The organism is Microcoleus sp. D2_18a_D3, from assembly GCF_036702455.1.
GTDB lineage: Bacteria > Cyanobacteriota > Cyanobacteriia > Cyanobacteriales > Microcoleaceae > Microcoleus.
Map to the genome: position 1 here is coordinate 55,215 of NZ_JAUBTK010000019.1, position 25,608 is coordinate 80,822.

At 46.5% G+C, this 25,608-nt stretch carries 17 protein-coding genes and 1 tRNA gene; 10 read left to right on the top strand and 8 right to left on the bottom strand.

Going from position 1 to position 25,608, the window contains the following annotated elements:
- The first annotated feature begins 191 nt into the window (after positions 1 to 191).
- The 4 genes from QUB06_RS11820 (at position 192) to QUB06_RS11835 (ending at position 6,806) form a co-directional block, all read left to right on the top strand.
- Complete coding sequence (locus QUB06_RS11820) at positions 192 to 3,233, top strand: SMC family ATPase (RefSeq protein ID WP_333435423.1); 3,042 nt, start codon at positions 192 to 194, stop codon at positions 3,231 to 3,233.
- A 26-nt stretch (positions 3,234 to 3,259) separates the two neighbouring features.
- Positions 3,260 to 3,592, top strand: coding sequence for a XisI protein (locus QUB06_RS11825; RefSeq protein ID WP_333435424.1), 333 nt, complete (start codon positions 3,260 to 3,262; stop codon positions 3,590 to 3,592).
- 114 nt (positions 3,593 to 3,706) lie between these two features.
- Entirely contained in the window at positions 3,707 to 4,876 is a 1,170-nt protein-coding gene (locus QUB06_RS11830; protein WP_333435425.1) for a pyridoxal phosphate-dependent aminotransferase, read from the top strand.
- A 16-nt stretch (positions 4,877 to 4,892) separates the two neighbouring features.
- Entirely contained in the window at positions 4,893 to 6,806 is a 1,914-nt protein-coding gene (locus QUB06_RS11835) for an aminopeptidase P family protein (RefSeq protein ID WP_333435426.1), read from the top strand.
- Here QUB06_RS11835 and QUB06_RS11840 read toward each other — a convergent pair.
- The 4 genes from QUB06_RS11840 to QUB06_RS11855 all read right to left on the bottom strand — a co-directional run bounded on the left by QUB06_RS11840 (position 6,796) and on the right by QUB06_RS11855 (position 9,651).
- Positions 6,796 to 7,047, bottom strand: coding sequence for a hypothetical protein (locus tag QUB06_RS11840; RefSeq protein ID WP_333103119.1), 252 nt, complete (start codon positions 7,045 to 7,047; stop codon positions 6,796 to 6,798). The two genes, QUB06_RS11835 and QUB06_RS11840, sit on opposite strands and share 11 nt — an antisense overlap.
- Complete coding sequence (locus tag QUB06_RS11845) at positions 7,047 to 7,247, bottom strand: hypothetical protein (RefSeq protein WP_333372532.1); 201 nt, start codon at positions 7,245 to 7,247, stop codon at positions 7,047 to 7,049. The genes QUB06_RS11840 and QUB06_RS11845 overlap by 1 nt, the downstream gene beginning before the upstream one ends.
- Positions 7,248 to 7,296: 49 nt before the next feature.
- Positions 7,297 to 7,369 (bottom strand) — tRNA-Thr (locus tag QUB06_RS11850).
- Positions 7,370 to 7,494: 125 nt separating this feature from the next.
- Positions 7,495 to 9,651: a WD40 domain-containing protein gene (locus QUB06_RS11855; protein ID WP_333435427.1), complete on the bottom strand. Its 2,157-nt coding sequence runs from the start codon at positions 9,649 to 9,651 to the stop codon at positions 7,495 to 7,497.
- Positions 9,652 to 10,033: 382 nt separating this feature from the next.
- Here QUB06_RS11855 and QUB06_RS11860 point away from each other — a divergent pair, with 382 nt between their 5' ends.
- The 5 genes from QUB06_RS11860 to QUB06_RS11880 all read left to right on the top strand — a co-directional run bounded on the left by QUB06_RS11860 (position 10,034) and on the right by QUB06_RS11880 (position 19,862).
- A complete protein-coding gene (locus QUB06_RS11860; protein WP_333435428.1) occupies positions 10,034 to 11,191 on the top strand; it encodes a sulfate ABC transporter substrate-binding protein in 1,158 nt (385 codons plus the stop codon).
- Positions 11,192 to 11,432: 241 nt separating this feature from the next.
- Entirely contained in the window at positions 11,433 to 12,293 is an 861-nt protein-coding gene (gene cysT, locus QUB06_RS11865; protein WP_333435429.1) for a sulfate ABC transporter permease subunit CysT, read from the top strand.
- Positions 12,283 to 13,161 carry a sulfate ABC transporter permease subunit CysW gene (gene cysW, locus QUB06_RS11870; protein ID WP_333435430.1) on the top strand — a complete coding sequence of 293 codons (879 nt, stop codon included), beginning with the start codon at positions 12,283 to 12,285 and terminating at the stop codon, positions 13,159 to 13,161. Before cysT ends, cysW begins: the two co-directional genes overlap by 11 nt.
- A 194-nt stretch (positions 13,162 to 13,355) precedes the next feature.
- Positions 13,356 to 13,715, top strand: coding sequence for an NIL domain-containing protein (locus tag QUB06_RS11875; protein ID WP_333281945.1), 360 nt, complete (start codon positions 13,356 to 13,358; stop codon positions 13,713 to 13,715).
- Between the two features lie 783 nt (positions 13,716 to 14,498).
- Positions 14,499 to 19,862: a DUF4347 domain-containing protein gene (locus QUB06_RS11880; protein WP_333435431.1), complete on the top strand. Its 5,364-nt coding sequence runs from the start codon at positions 14,499 to 14,501 to the stop codon at positions 19,860 to 19,862.
- Positions 19,863 to 19,926: 64 nt separating this feature from the next.
- Here QUB06_RS11880 and QUB06_RS11885 read toward each other — a convergent pair whose 3' ends face one another.
- Positions 19,927 to 20,307, bottom strand: coding sequence for a c-type cytochrome (locus tag QUB06_RS11885; protein ID WP_333435432.1), 381 nt, complete (start codon positions 20,305 to 20,307; stop codon positions 19,927 to 19,929).
- 180 nt (positions 20,308 to 20,487) lie between these two features.
- On the opposite strand from QUB06_RS11885, the gene petG reads away from it, so the two are divergent.
- Positions 20,488 to 20,607 carry a cytochrome b6-f complex subunit V gene (gene petG, locus QUB06_RS11890; protein ID WP_006632329.1) on the top strand — a complete coding sequence of 40 codons (120 nt, stop codon included), beginning with the start codon at positions 20,488 to 20,490 and terminating at the stop codon, positions 20,605 to 20,607.
- 244 nt (positions 20,608 to 20,851) lie between these two features.
- On the opposite strand, the gene QUB06_RS11895 is transcribed toward petG, so the two are convergent.
- From QUB06_RS11895 to QUB06_RS11905, 3 genes are all read right to left on the bottom strand, one after another.
- On the bottom strand, positions 20,852 to 21,934 hold the full coding sequence (locus QUB06_RS11895; protein ID WP_333435433.1) for a glycosyltransferase family 1 protein: 1,083 nt from the start codon (positions 21,932 to 21,934) through the stop codon (positions 20,852 to 20,854).
- Between the two features lie 219 nt (positions 21,935 to 22,153).
- Positions 22,154 to 23,224: a glycosyltransferase family 1 protein gene (locus QUB06_RS11900; RefSeq protein WP_333435434.1), complete on the bottom strand. Its 1,071-nt coding sequence runs from the start codon at positions 23,222 to 23,224 to the stop codon at positions 22,154 to 22,156.
- Between the two features lie 169 nt (positions 23,225 to 23,393).
- Positions 23,394 to 25,523, bottom strand: a complete 2,130-nt coding sequence (locus QUB06_RS11905) for a glycosyltransferase (RefSeq protein WP_333435435.1) — start codon at positions 25,521 to 25,523, stop codon at positions 23,394 to 23,396.
- Between the last annotated feature and the right edge of the window lie 85 nt (positions 25,524 to 25,608).

The window sequence follows — 25,608 nt, forward strand, 5'->3', positions numbered from 1 at the left end:
AACCCACGCTCAATGTCGCTTGTAGTCGAGTCTAGATCCCCCTAAATCCCCCTGGTTGTTGGGGGACTTTGATAATACTCTTGTCCCCCCCTTGTTAAGGGGGGTTAGGGGGGATCGGGAAGACTGTAGAAGGAAGACAGTAGACCTGAATATAACAATCTAAAACCCCAAATCCCCAATCTAAAATCAGTATGCGTCCACTCGAACTTATTCTCGAAGGATTTACCAGCTTCCACCGCGAACAGCGTTTAGATTTTTCTCAACTCGATTTGTTTGCAATTACTGGTGCTACAGGTGCGGGCAAATCTTCACTCCTAGATGCCATGACTTACGCTCTTTTTGGCACGACAACTCGCAGCGGCAAACAAGTAAGTGATTTGGCAAGTCAAGGCAGCGAAAATTTAAAAGTGCAGTTGCGTTTTGCTGTGGGTTCGGCACAGTATCGGGTGACGCGAAGGTGGCGTTTTCGTCCGAAATCTCCCGAAAATAAGGTGATTTTGGACAACTGGCAAAATGGTCAATGGGAAACTTTGGGGACGAGTATCGTTGCTGTTCAAAATACCATTGAACAGATTTTAGGAATGGATTTTGATACTTTTACGCGAGCAATTGTTCTGCCTCAAGGCAAGTTTGATGAGTTTATTAAAGGGGATACATCAAAACGCCGGGAAATTTTGCGGCAGCTAGCGGGATTTGAGATTTTTGAGCAGATGCGGAAGGAAACAAATGAACTCGCAAAGTTGCTGAAACAGGAACGGGAAATGGTGGAAAGGCAGCTAGCGGATTTGAGTGCGCCGACGGCGGATGAGGTGGCTCAAAGACGATCGCAACTTTTGATTTTAGAGCAGCAGTTGCCCCAGTTCGATCGCGCTGTGATGAAAGCTCAGAAGGATCTAGATGAAGAGGAACAGCTATTTTCGCAAATAGCTCGCTGGCAAGAGTTACAACAACAACTGGCTGAATTAAATGCTAATTCCGCTGAGATGAAAATTTTAGCACAGCGTTTAGAAAGAGCGCAAGCTGCCAATCATTTACAGGGAGATTGGGCTTTAGTGCGATCGGCTCGCAGTCAGTATGAAACTGCAGAAAGTGCCTCGGTGGCAGCGCGAAAGCAGTTAATTAAAGCTCGATCTGAGCTAGCAGTAGAGCAACAGCAACTTGACGCGGCAAAAGCGAAAGAAGAGGTGCTAGCGCCACAAATTAAGGCTCGCGAAGATGCTTTAGCTGCTGCTAAAGTATATGAAGAACAGCGCGCTCAATTAGAAAAAGAAGTTGCGCTTGCCCAAAAAATTCAACAGGAAAAACTCCGCTTTTTTATAGCAGCAGATAAAGATTTGCAAGCTGCTAACACTAAAATTCAAGGCGCGGGTTTTCGAGTTACTCAAGCAGCGGCACAACTCGAACAGTATGCGCCGGGAGGAAAGCGTTTAGAGCAATTGCAGCAAATTGCACCCTTATTGATGGAATTGCAGCTAATTGCCCAGCAGCAAAAAACTCAGGAAGAACAGTTGGAGAACTCTATTGCAGAGAAGGAAAAGGCTGAACAAAATTATGTGGAGGTTGCCACTAATTTAGAAGCAGCAGAAATCCGACTAAAAGAGTGCGATCGCGAGTTAGAAGCGGCCCAAACCGCTAATGCGGAAGCGGCACGTTTAGAGAGTGTTGCTGCTGTCAGAATGTCGCTGAATTCTGGCGATACTTGCCCGGTGTGTGGGGGGGTGCATCCTGAGAGCGATCGGCTCCCTCCTTTGCCCGATTCTAATATTGTCGATGTCGCTGGTTTGCGGCGGAAATTGGCGGATGCAAATCAGGTTTTTCAAGATGCTCAAAGGTTGGCTGCTGAGGGAAAAAGTGCAGTTTCAGCCTGCCGGCAAAAAGAGTCTGAAATTGCTCAAATGTTGGAATTAACTGCGAATAAAGTTGCTCAATTGCAGCAGCAAATCACTCAAGTGCTGGAAAATCCTCAGTGGGAAAGCTTGGGGTTGCAGCAGGAGTTGGCAATACTTAAAGAGAGCGATCGCCAATACCGCCAAACCGAACAGCAGTTCCAACTCGCATCATTGGAATATGATAATTTTCAACAAAAATTTAATTTTGCTGTGGCGACTCAAGCAGCTAAACAGCAGGAATATCAAGATGCGATCGCCGAATCAGACCGTCGGCAGCAGCAGTTGCAAAGTTGTGTAAATGCGCTTTATCAAATTACTGAATATCAACCTTATGCTAATTTAGCAAAAGTCTTAGAACAAGACAAGCAAGACTTGGCAAATCTGCTGAAAGTTGCCGAAAAATCATATCAAACTGCTCAAAATAAGGTTATTCAAGCCGCAGAGAGAGAGCAACAAGCTGGAGAAGCTTTTGGACAAGCCCAAGCCCAGAAACAGCAGTTAAACCTGGATTGGTCAGCAAAATTAACAGCGGCTGATTTCACAGAAGAGACATTTTTAGCAGCGGTTGCGACAGTTAAGGAACAATCAGAATGGGAAAATGCTATTCGCTCTCACCGCGAATCAAAAATTCAGTTAGAGACGCGGGCGAAAGATTTGAGCGAGGCGATCGCAGGCAGAACTACCGATGAAAATACTTTAGCACAAGTGCGATCGGCAAAACATACCGCCCAAGAAAACCTCAAACAAGCCAACAACAACCGCGCCGAACTGTTAGCGTGGATTCAAGTAGCAGCTCAAAATCTCGAACAAGCCGAAAGACTGTCACAGCAAATCACAAATTTCACAGAACAAGAGCAAACTTATCACACCTTAGCCCAGAATCTCAAATCCAACGAATTTCAATCATACATTTTAGAACATTTAGAAGCAGAATTAGTCGGCAGCGCCACCTTAATCTTGCAAGAATTAACCGAAAATCGCTACAAACTAATAAACCAAGACGGCGAATACTGGGTAGCAGATAATTGGAACGGCGGCGAAGCTAGACGAGTACGCACTCTTTCCGGTGGCGAAACCTTTGCCACTTCCTTATCAATGGCTTTAGCTTTGTCAGAAAAGCTGTCTCAAGGAACTCACTTGGGCAGCTTATTTCTAGATGAAGGATTTGGTACTTTAGATACCGAAACTCTCGAAAGCGTTACTCAAATTTTAGAATCTTTGCGCCAGCGAGACAGGCTGATTGGAGTGATTACCCACGTTAGAGAATTGGGCGAAAGATTGCCCGCCCAAGTTAAAGTTTCCAAATCCCCGCAAGGTTCTAAAATAGAAGTTGAGAGAGTTTAATTATAATATAATAAGACTTAGGCCAAATGGAAAGATTAGATTATCGCCATTTAGTTCAAAAAGTCATACATCAACACGCGAAAGAGCAGTCTGAGCAAGATGTAGAAACCACTGAAATTGTTTTCGATACTGAACGAGATCGCTATTTATTGTTGTATGTGGGATGGCGGGATGAAGAACGAATTCATGGATGTCCGATTCATGTTGATATCAAAGATGGAAAGATTTGGATTCAGCGCGATTTTACTGAAGCAGGAATTGCAAATCAATTTCTCGAATTTGGAGTCCATAAAACAGATATTGTGTTGGGATTTCGAGCGCCTTATGTACGGCAATTTACTGGATTTGCGATAGCGTAAATCCTTAAATAATCTCCCAAACAACAAAATACCCAGAACCCTGAATCCTCCAAATCGGGGTTCTAATCTGTAAGTTATGTCAATTTACTTAACGCCCCAAGAAACAAAAATTATATGAAAAATCAGCCGACTCGAATGCAATCGGTACAGTCGCCCATAATTCCAGTAGTTGGCGAACTGATTCGCCAAAATCCGGGAACGATATCATTAGGACAAGGCGTAGTTTACTACAATCCGCCACAAGAATCATTTGAAAAAATCCCCGAATTCTTCGCAAATACCGACAATCACAAATACAAAGCCGTGGAAGGAATTCCACAATTACAAGATGCTATCGCAGCCAAACTAAAAACAGATAACGACATAGAAATTAATAGCAAAAACTGCATTGTCGTTACCGCAGGCAGCAACATGGGATTTACCAACGCCATTCTCGCTATCACCTCGGCGGGAGACGAAGTTATTATCCAATCACCTTATTACTTCAACCACGAAATGGCGGCAATTATGGCAAGTTGCCGACCTGTGATAGTAGAAACTGACGCCAATTATCAACTTAATATCGATGCTATAAAAAAAGCAATTACCGACAAAACGCGAGCCATAGTTACCATTTCACCAAATAATCCCACTGGTGTTGTTTATTCAGCCGAAGCACTCCGAGAAGTTAACGAAATTTGTCGCCAGCACAACATCTATCACATCAGCGATGAAGCTTATGAATATTTTACTTATAACGGCGTCAAACACTGTTCGCCCGCTGCTTTTCCCCACAGCAGCGAACATACAATTTCTCTATTTAGCCTTTCCAAAGCCTACGGTTTTGCGAGTTGGCGGATCGGATATATGGTAATCCCAGAACACTTGCTCGTTTCAGTGAGAAAAATTCAAGATACAATCTTAATTTGTCCCCCAGTAATTTCTCAATATGCAGCCCTGGGAGCCTTGCAAGTTGGTAGAGGTTACTGCGATAATTATGTAAGGGCGATCGCATCCGTGCGACAACTCGTATTAGACGAACTCAATACCATCCAAAACTTGTGTACAATTTCCCCCGCCTGCGGAGCATTCTACTTTTTCTTGAAAGTTGATACTGAAATCGATACAATGGAATTAGTAGAAAAATTAATTCGCGAATATCACGTAGCAGTGCTTCCCGGTACAACCTTCGGCATGGATAACGGCTGCTATTTGCGGGTTGCTTACGGTGCTTTGGAGAAAGCAACCGCCACCGCAGGTATTAGGAGATTAGTTAAAGGTTTGAAGACAATTTTAAACAAGTAAAATAGGAAAATTCAAAATGGTTTCCACTAACTTGAAAGCAAATACAAATATTCAAGATACCTCCGCTGCAAAACTGGCAGACTTGCGCGATTTGATGGCAGATTATGGCTTAGATTGCTATTTCATCCCAGCGGTTGACGAACACTTAAATTTATCAGTTCCAGCAGCCAAGCAACGGCGAGCTTGGATTTGCGGTTTTACGGGTTCCGCCGGCGATTTGTTGGTTGGTAAAGATTCCGCTTGGTTGTTTGTGGATTCCCGCTACTACGAACAAGCAGAATTGCAAGTAGATCCTGCACTTATCGAAATATCGAAACTCGGCTTAGAAGGAAATTTAACCGCGATTGAAACTTTAGAAAAACTGGCTGTAGAAGCGGCACAAAAATCAACTAAAATTCGCCTGGGTTTTGACCCGTTTACCCTAGGGACAGAGCAATATCAAAATTGGGTGAAAAAATTTGAAGCGGCGGAGATTGAACTCATACCAATCCCGGAGAATTTGACAGACAAAGTGCGATCGCAAAATCCTTGGAAAACAGCAGAGACTTTACCCGCGATTGATGCGGAACCCATATTTAGCTTACCTGTATCCCTGACAGGAGAAACCGCCGCCGAAAAATTAGCCAGAGTCAGGGAAGCGATGCAACTCGCCAATATCGATGTGCTGCCGATTACCAACCTGAATCAAATAGCGTGGCTGTTCAATCTCCGAGGCTCGGATATTCCCCACATTCCCATTTTCATATCCTATGCCATTGTCACCACGGATTCAGCGTTTTTGTTTACAAATCCCGAACGAATTCCCCTAGAAATCAAGCAAGAATTGCGGGCGGATGTAACTTTGCTTCCCTACGCAGACTATCGGCATACATTAGAAACTTGTGTAAATTTGCCAAATAAAGTTCGGGTACTTTTAGACCCGAAACACAGCACAGCAGGCACGTACCAGTTACTCTTAAACCAGCAAGAAGCGCAGTTCTACAACATCGAAATAGTTTTTGATGCTCATCCGGTAGAAGGGATGAAAGCTCGCAAAAACCCAGTTGAAATTGAGCAGATGAAATCAGCCAATTTCAAAGCAAGTCGAGCGAAAACTTTGACTTTAAAGTGGTTGACAGAACAGCTAGAAAATGGTAAGGTAGTGACAGAGTTTGATGTCAAAGAAACCATCGAAAGATTTTACCAGCAAGAAACAGATTTTCAGACTTTAACTTTTAGAACGATCGCGGGTGCGGGAGCCAATAGCTCGATCGTACATTATGGAACCCCCAGCCCTGAAATAACGTTAAAACCGGGGGAACTGCTGTTATTGGACTCAGGAGCGCAATATTTAGCAGGTACAACGGACGATACGAGAACAGTAAGTATCGGAGAACCGACGGCGCTACAAATAGAACACTACACCACAGTGTTAATCGCGCACATTAACTGTGCAATGCAGCAATTCCCCAAAGGAACAACGGGAGCACAATTAGATGCGATCGCCCGTGCGGTATTATGGCAACAACAGCTAGACTACGGACATGGCACCGGGCACGGAGTCGGCGCGTTTTTAGCCGGTCACGAAGGGCCCAATGGCATCAGCAAATCTGTGCAGTATCCCCTGGAAGCCGGAATGGTAACTAGCATTGAACCGGGATATTACGAACCGGGATGGGGCGGAATTCGCATCGAAAATCTCTATGTTGTCAGGGAAATGCCCTCAAAAAACGGTTTGGTTTGGTACGGATTTGAACCGCTGACGTATATTCCGTTTGAGCGCAAATTGATAAATGTCGATCGACTGTCAAAGACTCAACTAGCATGGTTGAATAATTATCACGCTTCGGTAGTCGAGAAACTGGAACCCGTACTTGATGCAGCAGCAATTGAATGGTTGAAAAAAGCCTGCTGTGCGTTAGGTAAAATTGAGGTTACTGTTAGCCAATAAGCCGATCGTACTCTGCGTGCGCGCCGATCCAAAACCACAAAATACCCTGCTCAATCCCTATACCCAAAGCTCGGTAGTCTTGTCCGGCTCTGACTGACCAATACTTGCCGACTTTTTTGAAATGCAGCGATGGATGAGTTGGATCGGCTTTGAGTAATTCGTAACATCGATCGGCTGAAAGCTTTACGGTTTCAGGTAAAGCGTTGTAGCATTCCCAAAATCGACGAGTCGTGTAGTGCATCAAATTTCCCGATAGCGCCCCGCCTCAAAATCTGCGATCGCCTCCTGGGCTAAATCTTCCAACTTACCGCCAGCAATATCTTGTTCTAACTGCACGTCCCAACGCCGATAATCCAACTCAAAAAACCATTCCAAAAGTTGATGAAACTTATCTGGTGGTAAATCCAGGATAGCGGCTTCAATTTGCTCGATCGTCAACATAGAGCTTCTGACCTGTAGCTAGTTATATCTATCAAAATTATACTAATAAAGCTGGTGACAGGATTTGAACCTGCGACAGGCTGATTACAAATCAGCTACTCTACCAACTGAGTTACACCAGCAGTGAAACTTAATATAGCAAACTTATAGTCATTAGCGCAACCCCCCCAGCCATTTTTTTTTCAAATTCGCCCAAAACCGCTCCCCGTAAGGGCAAAACCGAAATTGTCTGCCCACTGCCAATTAACTAATCGCACCGCCAAATCTTAATCGTCTGATCCGCACTGCCGCTGGCGAGCAAATTGCCCGAAGGTGCGATCGCCACCGAGTACACCGTACCCGAATGTCCCTTCAGACTGCTCAACAACTCCCCCGTCTGCAAATTCCAAATATTAATCGTATTATCATCGCAGCCACTAACCAAAGTCAAACCGTCCCCACTGATAGCAACCGAATCGCCCCGACTCACATAATTCTGCAAAATATGCAGCGCCTCATTCGTTCCTAAATTCGTTACACCCTTTCCCTTCGCATAATTAGTATTTAAAATCCGCAACAAACTGCCCGTGTGCAAATTTCGCAGCTTAATCGTATAATCATTGCTCACGCTAGCAAGAATCTGACCGTCCGGCGCGATCGCCACAGAATTCACCCCAACATTCAACCCCGAAAGAGTCCGCAGCAACTTGCCACTTTCCACATCCCAAACCTTACTCGTCGCATCCGAACTGCCACTCGCCAATATTTTACCGTCCGGGCTAAAAACCACCGAATTCACATTGTCCGAATGACCCTTCAAAGTCCGCAGCAACTCACCAGTCCGCAAATTCCACAGCTTAATCGTATTATCAGCCCCGCCGCAGCTAGCTATTATCTCGCCCTTGGGGTTAATCGCCACCGAATTCACCTCCATAGAATGTCCCGGAAAAGTACACAGCAAATCACCGTTGTGCAAATTCCAAAACTTAATTGTTTCGTCCGAACTGCCGCTGACCAACATTTTTCCGTCATAGCTAATAGCAACTGAATTTACGCGATCGGAATGTCCCGTCAGAGTGCCAATTAATTCCGTGGTTTCTAAATCCCAAATCTTAATAGTTTTATCCCAACTACCGCTAGCCAAAATTTTGCCGTCAGGGCTAATCGCCAGAGAATTCACAAACGATGAATGTCCCGGCAGCGTATATACACACCGCCATTTCTGATGTTTGAATTTGTGAGCTAATTCCTTCACCCGCTTAGCTGCAGCCTCAGCTTCCTTTCTGCGTTTGAGTTCAGCCTCCTCCAAACGCTGGCGTTCCGCCCTAGCTTTCGCCTCTCGCAGCGCCAGCCGCCGCATCTCTCCCTTATAGACTATTCGCTGCTGCTCCTGAATTTCTTTAAGAGTTTCAATATACGGTTTTGCCCAATCTTTAGAAAACCATTCCTGAGCAAATTCCGCCTCTAAATTAAATAGCTGAGGTTCGTGAGTAAAATCGATATTTAAATAATACAAATCCGCTAAAAAAGCCGCCAATAACTTGTGAATAGTCACAATTATTTGCCGAATAATCCGCAGGCTCAGCTTTTTATCTTTCCCCTCCGCCTCCAACTGTTGATAAACCTCTTCCCAATTCCAAGGCTGCATCGCCACTAGAGAAACGCTCTGATTGATGACTCCCCAAAAACCAACATGAAAATTAACTTCATAATCGCTGATATCGCTGTACAGTATAGCTGTCGGTACGGGAGACAACACAGTCTGCAACCGCTCCACATCTATATCAGAAATGGATTTTTTGAAATAGTCTCCGTAAAACTGAACCGGGCACAACTCTCCGTGCGGGGGGTAGTGCTGGTTCAAAAAAGCTCTTAACTTAGCCGGCAGCTCGATATTCAGATTGTGGCGAAACGAATCCGGGCAATCTTGGCTAATTTTTGCGGGAGCAACTAACAGCAGCAATCGGTGCTGCTGTTGCTGCAAAATCTGTTCAGTTTCCTGCCGGCTCAAATTAGAAAACCAGTTGTCCCTGTCCCAAATTGTTTGAATTTCGCTCAGCTTAACTCGAATTGCTTCTGATTGAAACTCCCGCATTAAGTCGCGGCAAAGCCGACTAATTGCCCGCTTATCTCTTACTTCTTGTGCCTTAATTCGATTAGCCCGTTCTTCTTTTACCCTTTCTTCTGCGTCGGCGATCGCGATTAATTCTTGTTCTCTGGCCTGCTGCCGCTGCAAATATCTCACTTGTGCTTTAATCCAGCGGGGGTCTTTTTTGATTTGCTGGTTCAAAGCTGAAGAACCAGAGGGTTCAATTTCTGCATAGCGTTCGTTGACAGCGCTTGCTCCCAATCTTTCTCCCAATTCAGAGGCTACAGGCTTCAACAGTTCAATTAGAGTGTCTGAGACTGGGCGGGGTAAAGGCATACCAGTTAAAACTTTTTCTTAGTTAAGGGCGATCGCGCGAGTCAGACATATCCCCCTGGGGCGGGGACTCTTGGCGGGGCTATTAGATTTGGGCGATCGGCCGATGCTATATGTAAGGCGTATCGTGCAGGCGAATCGTGCAGCCGCGCCAGCTTAGCACCTTAACTTAATAATAATATTTATTTATACACTTTACATTTTACCCCGAATCTGACTAGAAAACACCGACGGAAAAGACTTCAGGATATGCGATCGACCCTGAGTTCCCCCAATTTGTTTTTTTTGTTGCCATTTCACTCGCTCTTGTCTATAATCGTACTTCACAACCATAATTACGGTATTCCTACCTAAGAACCGTACTTTATCTAGAGGAACAAATATAATGAGCCCGTGGCAACGCCTAACTCAACACCTTTACTGGCCGCAACAGCCACCAGCCGGTACAAATAAATCATTGACTGGGCTGAAAAGATTTGTGTCACTATTTTTAGTGGGAATAACTTTAAGTCTAGCCGTTGCATCCTGCGGCCAGGGAACCACCAACAACCCCGCAGCCAGTCCCGGCAGCAGTCCAGGCGGTGCTAGCCCAGCAGCCAACAAAGGCAACGTAGAATTAACCCTAGTATCCTTCGCCGTCACCAAAGCCGCCCACGAAGCGATAATTCCCAAATTCGTAGAACAATGGCAAAAAGAAAAAGGCCAAACCGTCACCTTCAACCAAAGCTACGGCGGTTCCGGTTCCCAAACTCGCGCCGTAATTGACGGTTTAGAAGCAGACATCGTACACCTAGCCCTCGCCCTCGACACCGCAAAAATCGAAAAAGCCGGACTAATTCAACCTGGGTGGGAAAAAGAAGTCCCCAACGAAGGCATAGTTAGCAAATCCGTAGGAGCAATAGTCACCCGCGAAGGCAATCCCAAAGGCATCAAAACCTGGGAAGATTTAAGCAAAGACGGAGTAAAAGTGATTACTGCCGATCCTAAAACATCAGGCGTTGCCCGCTGGAATTTCCTCGCACTTTGGGGCTCTGTTGTTAAAACCGGAGGAGACGAAACCAAAGCATTAGACTTGACTACTAAAGTCTACAAAAACGTCCCCATCCTGACTAAAGACGCCCGCGAAGCCACCGACGTATTTTTCAAACAAGGCCAAGGCGACGCCTTAATTAACTACGAAAACGAGATTATTTTGGCGGGTGAGAAAGGCGAAAAACCGACTTATAGTATTCCCGAAGTCAATGTTTCGATCGACAATCCGATCGCCATCGTCGATAAAAACGTTGATAAACACGGTACTCGCGAAGTCGCCGAAGCATTTGTCAAGTTTCTCTACACCCCAGAAGCTCAGCGAGAATTTGCCAAAGTAGGCTTCCGCCCAGTAGATGCGACAGTAGCAGCGGAACCAGAATTTGTCAAAAAATATGCCCCCATCAAAACCCTCTTTACAGCTCAAGACTTAGGAGGTTGGGGAGATATTCAACAGAAATTCTTCGATGACGGAGCTGTTTTTGACAAAATCCAAGGTTCAATTAAACAGTAGTGGCCGGGGCGGGTTTACCAGATGATTGGTTTTAGGCAATTATTTTTGGTAAAACCCGTATCTGGTAGGGTGCGTCGCTGCTAGATATGCGATCGCGCCTTGCAGATTGTAGGATGGAGCTGCACCCTACATCTATCTAATGAACCGGGGCGGGTTTACGAGATGATTGGTTTTAGGCAATTATTTTTGGTAAAACCCGCCCCCGCAGCAATTATTCTTTCCAACTCAAAACTATTGACTTATGGCTGGATCATCTGCAATCAGTAACCCTCAATCTCCGATCGAAAATATCAAAAAGGCGATCGGCAAAATAACATTACCTTGGGGAATCACCCTAGGCTACCTCAGCTTAATGCTATTGCTCCCAGTTGCAGCAATGCTGCTGAAAGCCAGCACAGCAAATCCCGCAGAATTTTGGGCAATTGCCACCAGTCCGATCGCCCTTTCCGCCTACGATGTCACCTTCTTTACGGCATTAATTGCGGCATTAATTAACGGAGTATTCGGCACATTAATTGCCTGGGTATTAGTCCGCTACGACTTTCCCTTAAAACGGATTGTCGATGCAGTAGTCGATTTACCCTTTGCACTGCCTACCTCCGTCGCCGGTTTAACTCTCGCCACAGTTTACAGCGATAACGGCTGGATTGGTTCGCTTTTTGCACCTTTAGGAATCAAGATATCCTTTACTCGATTGGGCGTAGGTATAGCGATGATATTTATTTCCTTGCCATTTATTGTTAGAACCGTACAGCCAGTTTTAAACGAGATGGAAAAAGAGATTGAAGAAGCAGCTTGGTGCTTAGGTGCTTCTCAATTTGAAACTTTCTGGCGAGTAGTTTTGCCACCGCTATTTCCGTCTATTTTAACCGGAGTAGCACTGGGATTTTCGCGAGCGGTTGGCGAGTACGGCTCTACTGTAATTGTAGCTTCTAACATACCGTTCAAAGATTTAATCGCGCCAGTATTAATTTTTCAAAGATTGGAACAGTACGACTATGCAGGAGCAACAGTTATCGGCACTGTCATGTTAGGTATTTCCCTGGCAATGCTGTTCGCAATTAATCTCTTACAAGCATGGAGAAGACGCTATGACGGCTAATATCAATTCACCCGCTGGTTACACATTTCCTCCCGCAGGTTCTAGTCGGAGTCAGGAAAAAGCTTGGGTAAAACCAACTTTAATCGGAATTGCGATCGGCTATCTCGCTCTTGTCTTATTTATCCCTACTCTCAACGTTTTTTATCAAGCTTTCAGAAAGGGATTTGAGCCATTTTTTTCTAACTTAACCTCGCCAGATTTTCTGCACGCAGCGCAACTAACCCTGATAATTTCTCTGATTGTCGTGCCTGTAAATACAGTATTCGGTTTGTGTGCAGCCTGGGTAATTGGTCGCAACAAATTTCCGGGTCGCACGCTATTAATCAGCCTTTTAGACGTGCCTTTTGCCATCTCTCCCGTAGTTGCAGGTTTAATGATTGTACTGCTTTACGGTCGGCTGGGATGGTTCGGGCAGTGGCTGGAGGCGGCCAATATTAAGGTTATTTTTGCCTTCCCTGGAATGGTGCTGGCTACTGCTTTTGTTACTTTGCCTTTTGTGGCCCGCGAAGTAATTCCTGTTTTGGAAGAAGTGGGAACAGATCAAGAAGAGGCGGCGAAAACTTTGGGAGCAAATGACTGGCAAATTTTCTGGAATGTCACGCTTCCGAGTATTCGCTGGGGATTGCTTTACGGAGTAATTTTGACCAATGCTAGAGCAATGGGAGAATTTGGAGCCGTCTCTGTGGTGTCCGGAAATATTGCTAAGAAAACGCAAACTTTGCCTTTGTTTGTAGAGGATGCTTACAAGCAGTACGCGACGCAAGCCGCATTTTCGGCTGCGGTAGTTCTCGGTCTTTTAGCCGTTGTTACCCTCGTGCTTAAGGAGATTTTAGAACGAAAAACTAGGATAAAAGAAGTTGAAGAATAGTCATTAGTAATTAGTCATTAGTCATTAGTCATTAGGGCTTTAGGGTGCGCGCTGTGAACCTCATCCCTCAAACCAGTGATTAGTATGGTGCGGCGCTATCGACAATCTGCTTGGAAGCTGGAAAATCTCACAGCGAACCACCCTACAAAATATTGGTGCAAAGTGTAAACTGAAACAAAAATTAGGAGTCCCAAATGTTAGCTCACAACACTAGCGAATCTGAATTTGAGGCGATAGACCATTTTCACAAAACCCAAGAATCAGATATTCCCCACTCTGATAGTGGCGACAGCCGACCCACTCAAACCCGCATTCGCATTCGTGTTCCTAAAGAATACCATCAGGAACCTGTCATCTCTAACCTGATTTCTGAATACGGTTTGACGGTAAATTTTAATGCGGCTTTGTTGGGTGTCAAAACTTTAGATGACGGTTGGTTTGACTTGGAACTTAACGGTACAAGTAAACAGATTGAAACGGCTCTGATGTATCTCAATGATTTAGATGTGGAAATCTGGAGCAATTCCAATAACCCGGATGAAGAAACTTGGTAATTAGTGAGTCTTGGACGCACACAACTGGAAGAGGAGCTAATATTCTGGACCGACACGCCTAATTTTCTTTCTTGGAGCAGGTTTATTGAGTCTAATAGTCTCCAGGAATGTTAGTCATGAGCCAGCATATCTATTCCTGTAAAATAACCGTTATCAAGCTTCTAGTAAGGAATGCAAGTCGTCATAAAACTCAGAGGATTTGCATTCCTCACTACAAACAAATTTGAGGGCGGTTGGTCGTTAGCGAAGCCCTCGAAGAGGATCGCACATACCGATAATTCAGCAGCTAACAACTACCAAATAACACCAGCTTACAGCTAATAACCGTGACTGATGACTCTTGATTAACAAATATATAGCGGTTCTCAAAAAAGTGAGGTATGCCCTATGCCCTATGCCCTATGCCCTATGCCCATGAGTACCTCATCTTTCTGAGAAAGGTTATAGAGCGTCATCAGTTAACTATTCGATTGACAATTTTTATAAAATCTGGTTTTTTCTCCATCTCTGGCATATCAATAAACAGCGCGCAAGTCTTCTCCAACATTATTGTTGTACCAGCCGGAACAATATCCCCCTTTAAGACTTCTAAACAATCAAACTAACTCAGTTAGGGCAGGGGAGCATAAAAAAAGTTTTTTGTCAATATTCAATTTAGGTGAAAGTTAGGTTAGGTGAAATTAGGGGCGATCGACTCTCATCCGCGCTGGAAAAAGCTCGAGCGCTGCTGCGGTTGGTTTGTGATATGAATTTGATGTGTGTGTGTACCAGGAGAATTTGAACGTGGAACCCTATAAAGAACGGAAACACCAGATAGTTTTTGCAGATTCACAAGTTAAAGATTGTGAAAGTTTAACAGAAACGGTCAATCCCGATACAGAAATTGTTATTCTCAAAGCCGATCGCGACGGCATCGAGCAAATTGCCGAAACACTTAAACAGCGGAAAAACATTGCAGCCGTCCACATTTTGTCTCACGGTGCAGCAGCCAGCTTGCAACTGGGAGCAACAGAACTAAATCTGTGCAACATTGAAAGCTACCGCAATTATTTAGAAACATGGTTTGCTTTGCCAGCAGCCGAAACAAACTCTAACTCTTCAATTACAGCTAAACCCGAAATTCTACTTTACGGTTGCAACGTCGCCGCCACAGAAGCAGGTGTGGCTTTCGTGCAAAGGCTGAGCCAGCTCACCGGGGCAAATATTGCCGCTTCCGATAACTTGACCGGTAGTGCTGCCTTGGGTGGAGACTGGGAACTAGAAGTAACTACGGGCAACATAGAAACACCTTTGGCATTTTCGGCAGAGGCGAGGGAAGCTTATAGTGGCGTACTGCCTGACTTGAACCAAACGACTGGCGACTTTAACGGACTGGTAAATGCCATCAATGTTGCCAACATCAACAGTGGCATTGACACGATCACTCTCACTGCCGATATTACCCTCGCAGGGCAATTGCCGAGAATTACCGACACCACCACTATTGTTGGCGGTGGTTTCAAGATCAGTGGCAATAACAACCGTGCCTTCGTAGTTGATAACACAACCTTTAACATCTCAAACCTCACCATTGATTCCGCAAAAGCAGTAGGCAACGCAGGAACCACCGGTGGTGGTGGCGCTGCGGGCTTAGGTGGCGCACTTTTTATCAACAACGGTACAGTCACAGTTGACAGAGTTACTTTTTCTAATAACTCTGCCGTTGGCGGTGCAGGTGCGGCGGGGAACGGTGGCAAGGGTGGTAACGCGGATTTGGCTACTGTTTTTCGAGGCACACCCGGTGGAAATGGAGCAAATGGCCGCGACGGTCGGCCTAGCTTTGGCGGAAATGGAGAAAATGGCGAACCAGGTACTGCCGGTGGATCTGGCAGTCCTGCCGGTAATGGTGGTACAGGTGGTAATGGTGGTACAGGTATTGCAACTTTCTCTGGCGGTACTGGCGGTACTGGCGGCATTGGTGGCGCTGGTAGCGTTGTCGGTAGTGGCGGCGGTGGTGGTGGTGCCGGTGGCGTTGGCGGTGCTGGCGGTGGTGGTACTCAAGGTAATGGTGGCAATGGCGGTGCTGGCGGTGCTGGCACCTTTGGTGGTGGTGGCGGTGCTGGCGGTACTTTTGGTACAGGTACTGCGGCTGGTGCTATCGGGGCTGGCGGCATTGGCGGCTTCGGCGGCGGTGGCGGTAGTGGCAATGGTGCAAGCGCCGGGGGCACTTTTGGCGGTGCAGGTGCTATTGGCTTTGGTGGCGGCGGTGCAGGTTTAGGCGGCGCGATTTTTGTTCGCGGTGGCACTTTGACCATGACCAACAGCACCTTATATAGCAACACAGTTACGGGTGGCAATGCTGGTAATGTTGCCGCAGGTGCCGGTCAAGCTGCTGGTGGCGCGATTTTTGTCAACTTAGGTGCTACCGCTACTCTGACCAATAATACGATCGCTTATAACTCTGCAACAGCCGCCACAGTTGGCATACCGGCTAGTCTGATTGCTAGTGCCGGAGGAATTTACAACAACGGCGGTACAGTTACAGTCAAAAACACGATCGTTGCTGGCAACGTTGCTACTACCGACACAGATGTTACAGGGGCATTCACAGGAAATAACAACCTGATTGGGGTTCTCGGCACTAGCACTGGTTTCACAGCGACTCAGCAACTAACCGGTCCTTTGACAAATGTATTAGCTCCAGCCGCCTCTGCCGGATTGAATGGCGCAACGGCTCCGGCTCCTTTCACCCTTGCCCTAGTTGATAACAGCCCGGTCACAACTAGCAGCAACCCTGCAATTGGTGGGGGCGACCCGACAATAACGGCAGTGGGCGCTACAGCTTTTGACCAACGAGGTACTGGCTTTCCTCGAAAAATTGACAATACTCTTGTCAGCAAACCGAATATTGACATCGGTGCTTACGAGTACGGGCCCGTGGTCGTGGGTCAGAAATTCAACGACCTTAACGGGGATAGCCTGCAAGGTGCCGCGGCAACTGAACCAGGTCTAGGCGGCTGGACTATTACCGCAGGTACGAAGACTAATGTAACATCTGCCGTTGCTGCCACTCTCGGCCAATACACTCTCACGGATACTAAGGCAAATACAGAGATCAGAGAAACGTTACAAACCGATTGGGTACAGACTTTGAGACCAACGGTGACAACTGGTACTGCTGATGTTACCGGTGCCAACTTCGGTAATTTCAAAAAAACCTCGATCGCGGGCAAAACCTACACAGACATCAAAGGCGACGGCTTCACGTCCGATGACACCACACAAAACGAGGTCACCGTCACTTTATACCAAGACACCAACGGCGACGGCATATTCCAAGCAGCCACAGATACGATCGTGGGTGCGCCGGTACAGACTGCCGGAGCCGGAGATTACACCTTCTCCGATATCGGCCCGGGCAAATATTTAATACAAGCCACGGCCCCAGCCGGCTCTAGGATCTCTTTTCCCGCTGCCGCAATTCCCGTTACCGCCCTAAGCGGTACTCCGGTCATCAACACCGCAGCCACTCCCACCAACTTCGGTATCTTCAAAAACATCACCATTAGCGGTACCAAATTCGAGGACAAAAACGGCAACCGTGTCCTAGACGCGGGAGAGGTAGCACCGACAACTCCTTTTGATATTCAGTTAGTTAACGCCGTCACCGGTACAGTGGCACAAACCAAAACTACAGATCCCACCGGCAACTACACCTTTACCGACGTTGGGCCCGGCACCTACACCCTGCGGGAAGTGCCAAAGCCTGATTGGCAACCAACTCTTGCCCCCACTGGCAGCATCACTACCAACAGTGGCGTCAACATCACCAACACCGCAGCCACTCCCACCAACTTCGGCAACTTCCAACTAGGCAAAATCAGCGGGATTAAATTTAACGATCTCAACAAAAATGGCACTCAAGATTTGCCAGCAGAACCACCCCTAGGAGGCTGGACAATTTACTTGGATGCCAACACCAACGGCGTGCAAGACCCCGTACCAGCCGAAACAGGCACCAACGCCACCGTCACCGATGTCGCCGGTAAGTACCAGTTCACAAACTTGCCAGCCGGCACTTATACAGTGCGGGAAGTGCCACAAACAGGCTGGACGCAAACTGTGCCCCCCGTCAATGCAGCTACGCCTACTCTTTCCGGCGCGTTTACGATCGCCGTCACCAGCGGCACAGATTCCCAAAACAACAATTTCGGCAACTTCAGACCCAACTCGATTAGTGGTCTGAAGTTCAATGACCTCAACAACAACGGGGCACAAGATACCGGGGAACTAGGACTTCCCAATTGGAAATTCTTCCTCGATACCAACAACAACGGCACTCTCGACACGGGAGAAGCGAACACTGACACCGATCCCGCAGGCAACTACAAATTCCTCGATTTGTCAGCAGGAACCTATAAGGTGCGGGAAGTCTTGCAGCCTACTTGGACGCAAACTACCCCCGACCCGGCGGACATCACTGTCACCAGCGGTCAAGACATCGCTAATATCAACTTCGGCAACTTCCAGTCGAGCACCATCAGCGGTCAAAAATTCAATGACCTCAACAACAACGGCATTAAGGATGCCGGAGAATTGGGGCTAGCTAACTGGCAAATATTCCTCGACAGTATCAATCCGGCTGAATCGTTTCAGCAGGGCGAACCGACTACCATCACTGATGCAGCGGGCAACTACACTCTCCGAGATATACCTGCAGGCACTTACAGGGTAAGGGAAGTCCAGCAAAATGGCTGGACGCAGACGACCCCCAACCCGGCTCCCGTTACGGTGAATCCCTCCGATAACATCACAGGCATTGACTTCGGCAACTTCCTGCCCCAACCGGGGGCGATCCGAGGTCTGAAGTTCCAAGACACCAACAACAATGGCACTCAGGATGCTGGAGAACCGGGTTTACCCAATTTCCAAATTCAGTTAACCAATGTCGTAGCTGGAACTGCGCCTGATCCTGTTACTACTACCACAGACAACAGTGGCAACTACCTGTTCGCGAACCTAACGCCGGGAACCTACCGCGTCAGGGAAGTCAACCAAACTGGGTTCACCCAAAGCACACCCGAACCCGCCGACATCACCCTAACTTCCGGCGCTATTGTCAGCGGCATCAACTTCGGGAACTTCCCAGTGCCGACGCCGACGCCGACGCCGACGCCGACGCCGACGCCGACTCCGACTCCGCCGCCACCGCCACTGCCACCTGTACCGACGCCGACGCCTGCACCTGCACCTGCACCGACGCCGACACCTGCACCTGCACCTGCACCGACGCCGACACCTGCACCTGTAACGACGCCGACACCTGCACCTGTAACGACGCCGACACCTGCACCTGTAACGACGCCGACGCCTCCACCTGTACCGACAGATTTGGTTTGCCCTGAGAACTTCCCCAGGATCGCTACTCCCAATGAGGCGGGCACTCCTTCAGCGGGTGTGAGCAACGGCCCTAACGGCGACGATACGATCGTGGGTAGTGTCGGCAGTGACTCTATCTTCGGGTTGAGCGGCAACGATTTGATCTTTGGTCGAGGGGGCGGCGACTACATCAATGGCAATATAGCCAACGATACTGTCTACGGAGGCATCGATAGCGATACTCTCTTCGGTGGCAAAGGATTTGACCTGATTTTTGGCGATCGCGGTAACGATACGATTTTTGGCAATCGTGGCAACGACTCTCTTTCTGGCGACGAAGGCAATGACTTATTGTACGGGGGCAAAGCCGATGACGTAATGTTGGGAGGCGCTGGCGACGACGTGCTGTTTGGCGATCAAGGCAATGACACTCTCTGTGGCGGCGAGGGTAACAATACCTTAATTGGCGGCAGCGGCGATGATTTGCTCTTTGCTGACACCGACGATGATTTGCTCTTTGGCGGCATTGGCAGCGATACCCTCGTCGGTGGCAGTGGCAGCAATGGCTTTGTCTTGTCAGCGGGCGGAGGAATTGACACGATTTTCAACTTCACCGCAGGAGTTGATTCGATCGAGTTGCTGGGAGGCTTGGACTTCAATCAACTGTCATTAACCGAAACTAACGGCTCAACGGCGATCGGAATCGCCAACAGCGACCAGATTTTGGCTATACTGACGGGCGTACAGCCGAGCCAGTTATCGGCTCAGAGTTTTAGCTTGCTGGTTTAGTCTGCAGATCAAAGTTTCGAGGATCAGCCAAAGAAGGGGAACGAATTCCGTTCCCCTTCTTTGGTCAAATTTGTTCGAGATACTTCAGCAAGTCGGCCATTTCTTGCGGACTCGGTTGAAACTGCGGCATTGGTGGAGTTTGCCCGCTGGTGACTTGCCGGATCAGATCCAGTTCGGATTTGCGCTCGGAAACTCCGTGCAAGTTGGGCCCGACTTGACTGTCTGAAACGGAGATGTGACAACCCGCACAGTTCATTTGAAAGATGGCGGAACCCTGAAACGGGTTGCCCGTGAGGGATAGGACGCTTTTGACGTAAGGATCGGCGACTTGAAATTGACGTATTGTGAGCGTAGCCAAGATGATGACAAGCAACACCGCTAGCGCAAATATGGCAAGTCGCTCGATCGGGTTTTTAATTTCATTCCTGGCAAGTTGGTTATTCAAAGGAGTTCAATTAAAAATAGTATCTACAAGAAAATTTATTTCTCATAACATAGCTTAATCGTTCGCAGCGGGGAGAGCAAGGTCTGATACTCCCGGAACGGCGCTTTTTGGAAAATTCATCTGTGTAAGTGCTGGTAATATTAAAAATAGGTTGTTAAATCTTAACGTTAAGGAGCTCTCATGGTAGAACCGCTGCTTTCAGGTATTGTTCTGGGTCTAATCTTTGTTACTCTGGCGGGGCTGTTTTTTGCTGCTTATCAGCAGTACAAGCGCGGCGATCAGTTGGGTATCAATAAGTAAAAGGGGCTACAGTCCCTCACTCAGGCTGTCAGGGGAGTGGGAATTGGGAATGGGGCATGGGGCATGGGGCATGGGGGATTGGTTATTAAATCGGCCTACTGACTTCTTCCCTCTTCCTTTTTCCCTCTTCCTTCTTCCATCCGTTACATCCGTTACATCCGTTGCCGAACTTCCCTCTTCCTTCTTCTTGACATCCGTTACATCCGTTACATCCGTTACCGAATCCGTTGCCGAACTTCCTTCGTTAAAGATATCGATCGAGAATAGCAGCAGTTTCCAGCCCTGTTTTTTCCCAGCTAAATTGTTTTGCTCTGGCTAAACCGAGCTCCCGCAAGTGCGATCGAACTTTGGCATCGACTGCAAGCTCTTGCATAGCAGAGGCAATTTCCTCGACGCTGTAGGGGTTGACTAATAAGGCTGCACCCCCTGCCACTTCGGGCATTGAAGACAGGTTAGATGTAATGACAGGAGTGCCACAGGCCATTGCTTCGAGCACGGGGAGGCCGAATCCTTCCCAAAGACTGGGGAAAACCAGGGCGATCGCTTGGTTGATGACTTTGGGCAAGTCGGCTGCGGGAAGGTAATCTAGGAATTTTACTCGATCGACCAATCCCAATTCTTGAACCTGCGCCTTCAGCAGCGGTGTATAGCGTTTGTCTTCCGAACCTGCTATCCACAATTCGTACTGGGAATTATGATGCAAAGCAGCAAAGGCTGCTACAACACGCTGCACGTTTTTATAAGGATTGTGGCGGCCGATATAAAGAAAATAATTGCTTGTTGGTAAGTCTAGAAAGCGGAAAAAACTGGTATCATATCCTGGGAAAATTGGCGTAATTAAATTAGTAGGAATCTTGCAAAAATTAGCGATATCTTTGGCAGTGGATTCAGAGTCGCAGATGACGTGTTGAGCCTGTCGCAGCACTTGGGGAATGTAATAGCGGTGGTAAGGTGTCAGAGGATCGAAGCGGCGGGGAAATCGCAGCGCTATTAAGTCATGTACTGTAATTATATAGCGGCAACCTGCAAATAAAGGAGCTTCGGGAATTGGGGAAAATAACAGGTTGGATTTTAGCTGTTTGTAAATTTTGGGGATTTGGGTTTGTGTCCACACCAATCGGTTGATGTGTCCTTTAATTCCTTGTTCTGGTGTTAGGTTGGCGGGGATTTGGTAGCAGTTGTTATTGGGAAATTTTTCGGCTGTTAGTAATGTTGGGTTGAGGGATTTTAGGTGGGGAAATAGGTTTTTGGCGTAGATGGCTAAGCCGGTTGGTTGGGAAATTAGGAAGGAGAGGTTGATGAGCAGGTTGGATTGGGGATTGGGCATGGGATAATATGTAGATTGCGGTTTTTGCGGGGATTTTTTTTATTTAACCTGAGATATTGCACCATTATCAATTAGCTTTTTAGGAACAGGCAAGATGCCTGTTCCACAATAAAATTTATCTTTTGTGGAACAGGCATTTTGCCTGTTGCTGACAAGGGTGTAAGATGTGAGTTTAACCGCAGATGGCGCAGAGGGCGCAGAGAGGAAGAGAGGGAAGGTTTAAAGATATTGTTGTAAGATGTTGGCGGTTGCTTTTCCGGTTTTGTGCCAGCTAAATTGAGATGATCTGGCTAAACTAGCAGTTTTTAAGTTCGATCGCACTTTTGAATCTGTGGCTACTGTTTGCATGGCTTCGGCTATTTCTCCGACGCTGTAAGGATTGACTAATAATGCGGCATCTCCGGCTACTTCTGGCATTGATGACAGGTTGGATGTGATGACTGGTGTGCCGCAAGCCATTGCTTCTAAAATTGGTAAGCCGAATCCTTCCCACAGTGTAGGGAAAACTAGGGCGATCGCCTGATTCATCAGTACGGGCAATTGAGAATAGGGAACGTAACCGAGAAACTTTACCAAAGATTGTAAACCTAATTCTTCAACTTGTGCTGTCAACTGCGGTGTGTAGGCATTGGGAGGCCCTGCTAGCCACAATTCGTAATTTGCGCGATCGGGTAAACTCGCAAATGCAGCAATTAATCTTTCCAAGTTTTTGTAAGGATCGTGTCTGCCGGTATAAAGAAAATAATTTTTGGCGGGCAAGTCGAGATATCTAAAATTAATATTATCGCAAGCTAGGGGAATTGCGCTCATTTTCTTAGACGGAATCTGGAAAAATTTAGCAACATCTGCCGCCGTTGCTTGAGAATCGCAAATAATGTGTTCTGCTTGCCACAAAACCTGCGGTATATAGTAGCGGAAATAAGCTGTTAATCGAGAAAACCGTTGGGGAAATCGCAAAGGAATTAAATCGTGAACTGTGACGATGTAGCGGCAGCCGGAATACAAAGGTGCTTCGGGAATGGGGGAAAATATCAGGCTGGACTGCAATTTTTTGTAAATCTTTGGCAAGTTGAATTGAGTCCACAGCAGCCTGTTAATTTGTCCTTTTGGTCCTGGATCCGGTGTCAGAGTTTCTGGTATTTGATAGCAAGTATAATCCTCAATATGCTGGGAAACAAGGAGTGTAGGTTCTAGCATTTGAAGTTCGGGAAAAAGATTTGCTGAATAAGTCCCGATTCCCGTCGGTTCGGGAGTTAAAAAGGACAAATTGATTAAAAGTGAATTAGACATGATTTCAGCGAAAGATATCCGGCGACTGGAAGTCGCGACTACACATACAAAGTCCGCCTACGCGGACTAAAGAAAACGCTAATAAAATCGACTTTGATATTAGTCCTCTTTAGAGGACTTTAGCTTTGAGCCAGGGGTTTTAACCCCTGGTGGACTATTTAATTAGCCTTTAAGTTCGATCGAGCATTTGAGCTATATCGGCAGGATTTGGCAGCCGAATTGTAGCATACTCTTGGTGAAGAATATCAAAAAAACTATTGACTTTTTTCTCAAAATGTGCAAGTCTAAAGTTCTGACTGCGTTGCTGTGCACCAGCTTGAAGTTCTGCTAGCAAATCGGGATTAACAATTAGTTGATGTGAATGCTGGCACAGTTCCTCAACGGTATTGAACACAAAGCCCGATCGCCCATGTTCCACAATTTCCGGTTGGCCGCCACCGTTGAAAACAATCGGAGCACAACTGTTGTGCATTGCTTCCACAGTCGCCATCCCGAAATGCTCAAATCTTTGAGGATTGACTTCACCCAAACCGCAGCCGTGCCAAAATAGGCTTGCTCTAGCATAAAGCGATTTTACCTCATCGAAGTCAACATTGACTTTTAGCTCGATCGCCCTTGAATCTTGCTTCAATAAATTCTGAACAGTCTTTAAATAAGGATTTTTCGGAATGCTGCTGCCAACTAAAATTAGTCGCCATCCTTGAAAATCTTCGGGATAATCCGCTAGCAAACTGCGGAAAGCTTTAATTAGTTCAATTTGCTTTTTTGTTCCCCCAGCTTCAAACTGTCCCACCGCCAAAATTATGTTTTCTTTCGGCACTTTAACTGTTGCCATTTCCACGGGCGGATAAAGCAGAAAAGTTGGCTGTAGGTTCCAGCGTTTTTCCAACCACTTGACGGTAAATTGACTGTTGGCAATAATGAAAGTGTAATCATCGACAGCAAAGTGACGGTTGCGGAAGGTATTGGGAAAGTGGCAGAAAAATACTGAAATTGGCGACAGTGGTTTAACTTTTTCCAGTTGGTTCGCGTTGATAAAAATATCGTAGTTTTTGCTTTCTCTGGCAATTTCATCAAAGGGATTTTCCATATCTTCCACGATGATGCTGGAATCGATGCACTGCATTCCGCGTTTCTCGTAAAACGCCAAGGGCATAATTTTAATTTTGCATCCTGAAAGGTTGAGTCCGTACCACGATTCTAAGTCGGAAACAGCAACTGGTTTGTTGGCGATAAAAGTAATGTCAAATTCATTTTGCAGCAGGGATGCGAGGGTAGCGACGTATTTTTGACCGCCACCAATAAAATGCAGTCCGTGATCGTAAATGCCGATCGACATTTTGCGATCGCCCCGAACCACCTGCAATCGAGACAAAATGCGATCGATCTTCAGGCGACTGTAAATCACCGCCAACTTTTCCGACAACTGTGGCAATACAGTTTCGATGATTTCTGGTTTCTGATAATCTAGAAGTTTTTTAATCGCTACAAATAAACTCTCGAACAGCAAATCGTACTGCTTGTTAGTAAAAAAATCAGAAGTATGAATTCCTTTGACTAATTGCAACGGTTCATGTTTGGCCAAATACAAAAAACGATTGCGGTTGCAGAAATACTCGGTAAGTTTGCTTCCTTTACTCGATCCCCGATATTCGTGATGGGCGATGGCGGCGGGAGTATAAAGCATTTTCCAACCGCGTTTGTGGCAGCGTTTGGCAAACTCTACATCCTCAAAGTACATCACAAAATCTTCATCTATCGGCCCCACATCTTCGAGACATTCTCTGCGGAAAAGCACCGCTGCCCAACACAGCCCTTCGACTTCCCGTTCTGTATCGTACTGTCCCGCATCTTTTTCGCCAAAGCCGACATCTTGCCAATAAAAATTAGGTAATTGCTGAATACCAGCGCTGTTAATTCGCCCGTCTTTAAACAACAATTTGCCGCTAGTCGCACCTAGTTCTTTATTAGTTTCTAGCCGTTTTACAAGAATCTCTAACCAGCGACTGTCAAGGGTAGCATCGTTATTTAGAAAGCCGATATATTGCCCTTTTGCTTCGCTGATGCCGAGGTTGAGGGCTTTAGCAAAGTTGTTGGCAGTATTGACAAAAATACGAACTTTGGGAAATAGTTCGCGCAGGAAATTAACGGAATCGTCTTGAGAACAATTATCAATTACAATTAAATCTAGTTGCGATTCGGGATACGCAAGTTTTTGTAGAGATTTTAAGCAATCTTTCGTGTGGCGCAGACCGTTATAGTTGACTATAATTAAGGAGCATATGGGCAGTGCAGTCATTCGATTTTAGATTTTAGATTTTAGATTTTAGATTGAGGAATTGAAGGATTGAAGAATTTTCCATTTTCGATTTGGGATTGAAGAA

Bases quoted from the DNA above. Each gene is read 5' to 3' on its own strand.
- QUB06_RS11845 (WP_333372532.1), bottom strand. From the start codon at position 7,247: ATGTTGACGATCGAGCAAATTGAAGCCGCTATCCTGGATTTACCACCA.
- QUB06_RS11855 (WP_333435427.1), bottom strand. From the start codon at position 9,651: ATGCCTTTACCCCGCCCAGTCTCAGACACTCTAATTGAACTGTTGAAG.
- cysT (WP_333435429.1), top strand. From the start codon at position 11,433: ATGGCTGGATCATCTGCAATCAGTAACCCTCAATCTCCGATCGAAAAT.
- QUB06_RS11825 (WP_333435424.1), top strand. From the start codon at position 3,260: ATGGAAAGATTAGATTATCGCCATTTAGTTCAAAAAGTCATACATCAA.
- QUB06_RS11840 (WP_333103119.1), bottom strand. From the start codon at position 7,047: ATGCACTACACGACTCGTCGATTTTGGGAATGCTACAACGCTTTACCT.
- QUB06_RS11875 (WP_333281945.1), top strand. From the start codon at position 13,356: ATGTTAGCTCACAACACTAGCGAATCTGAATTTGAGGCGATAGACCAT.
- QUB06_RS11895 (WP_333435433.1), bottom strand. From the start codon at position 21,934: ATGCCCAATCCCCAATCCAACCTGCTCATCAACCTCTCCTTCCTAATT.
- QUB06_RS11900 (WP_333435434.1), bottom strand. From the start codon at position 23,224: ATGTCTAATTCACTTTTAATCAATTTGTCCTTTTTAACTCCCGAACCG.
- QUB06_RS11905 (WP_333435435.1), bottom strand. From the start codon at position 25,523: ATGACTGCACTGCCCATATGCTCCTTAATTATAGTCAACTATAACGGT.
- QUB06_RS11860 (WP_333435428.1), top strand. From the start codon at position 10,034: ATGAGCCCGTGGCAACGCCTAACTCAACACCTTTACTGGCCGCAACAG.
- QUB06_RS11830 (WP_333435425.1), top strand. From the start codon at position 3,707: ATGAAAAATCAGCCGACTCGAATGCAATCGGTACAGTCGCCCATAATT.
- cysW (WP_333435430.1), top strand. From the start codon at position 12,283: ATGACGGCTAATATCAATTCACCCGCTGGTTACACATTTCCTCCCGCA.
- petG (WP_006632329.1), top strand. From the start codon at position 20,488: ATGGTAGAACCGCTGCTTTCAGGTATTGTTCTGGGTCTAATCTTTGTT.
- QUB06_RS11835 (WP_333435426.1), top strand. From the start codon at position 4,893: ATGGTTTCCACTAACTTGAAAGCAAATACAAATATTCAAGATACCTCC.
- QUB06_RS11820 (WP_333435423.1), top strand. From the start codon at position 192: ATGCGTCCACTCGAACTTATTCTCGAAGGATTTACCAGCTTCCACCGC.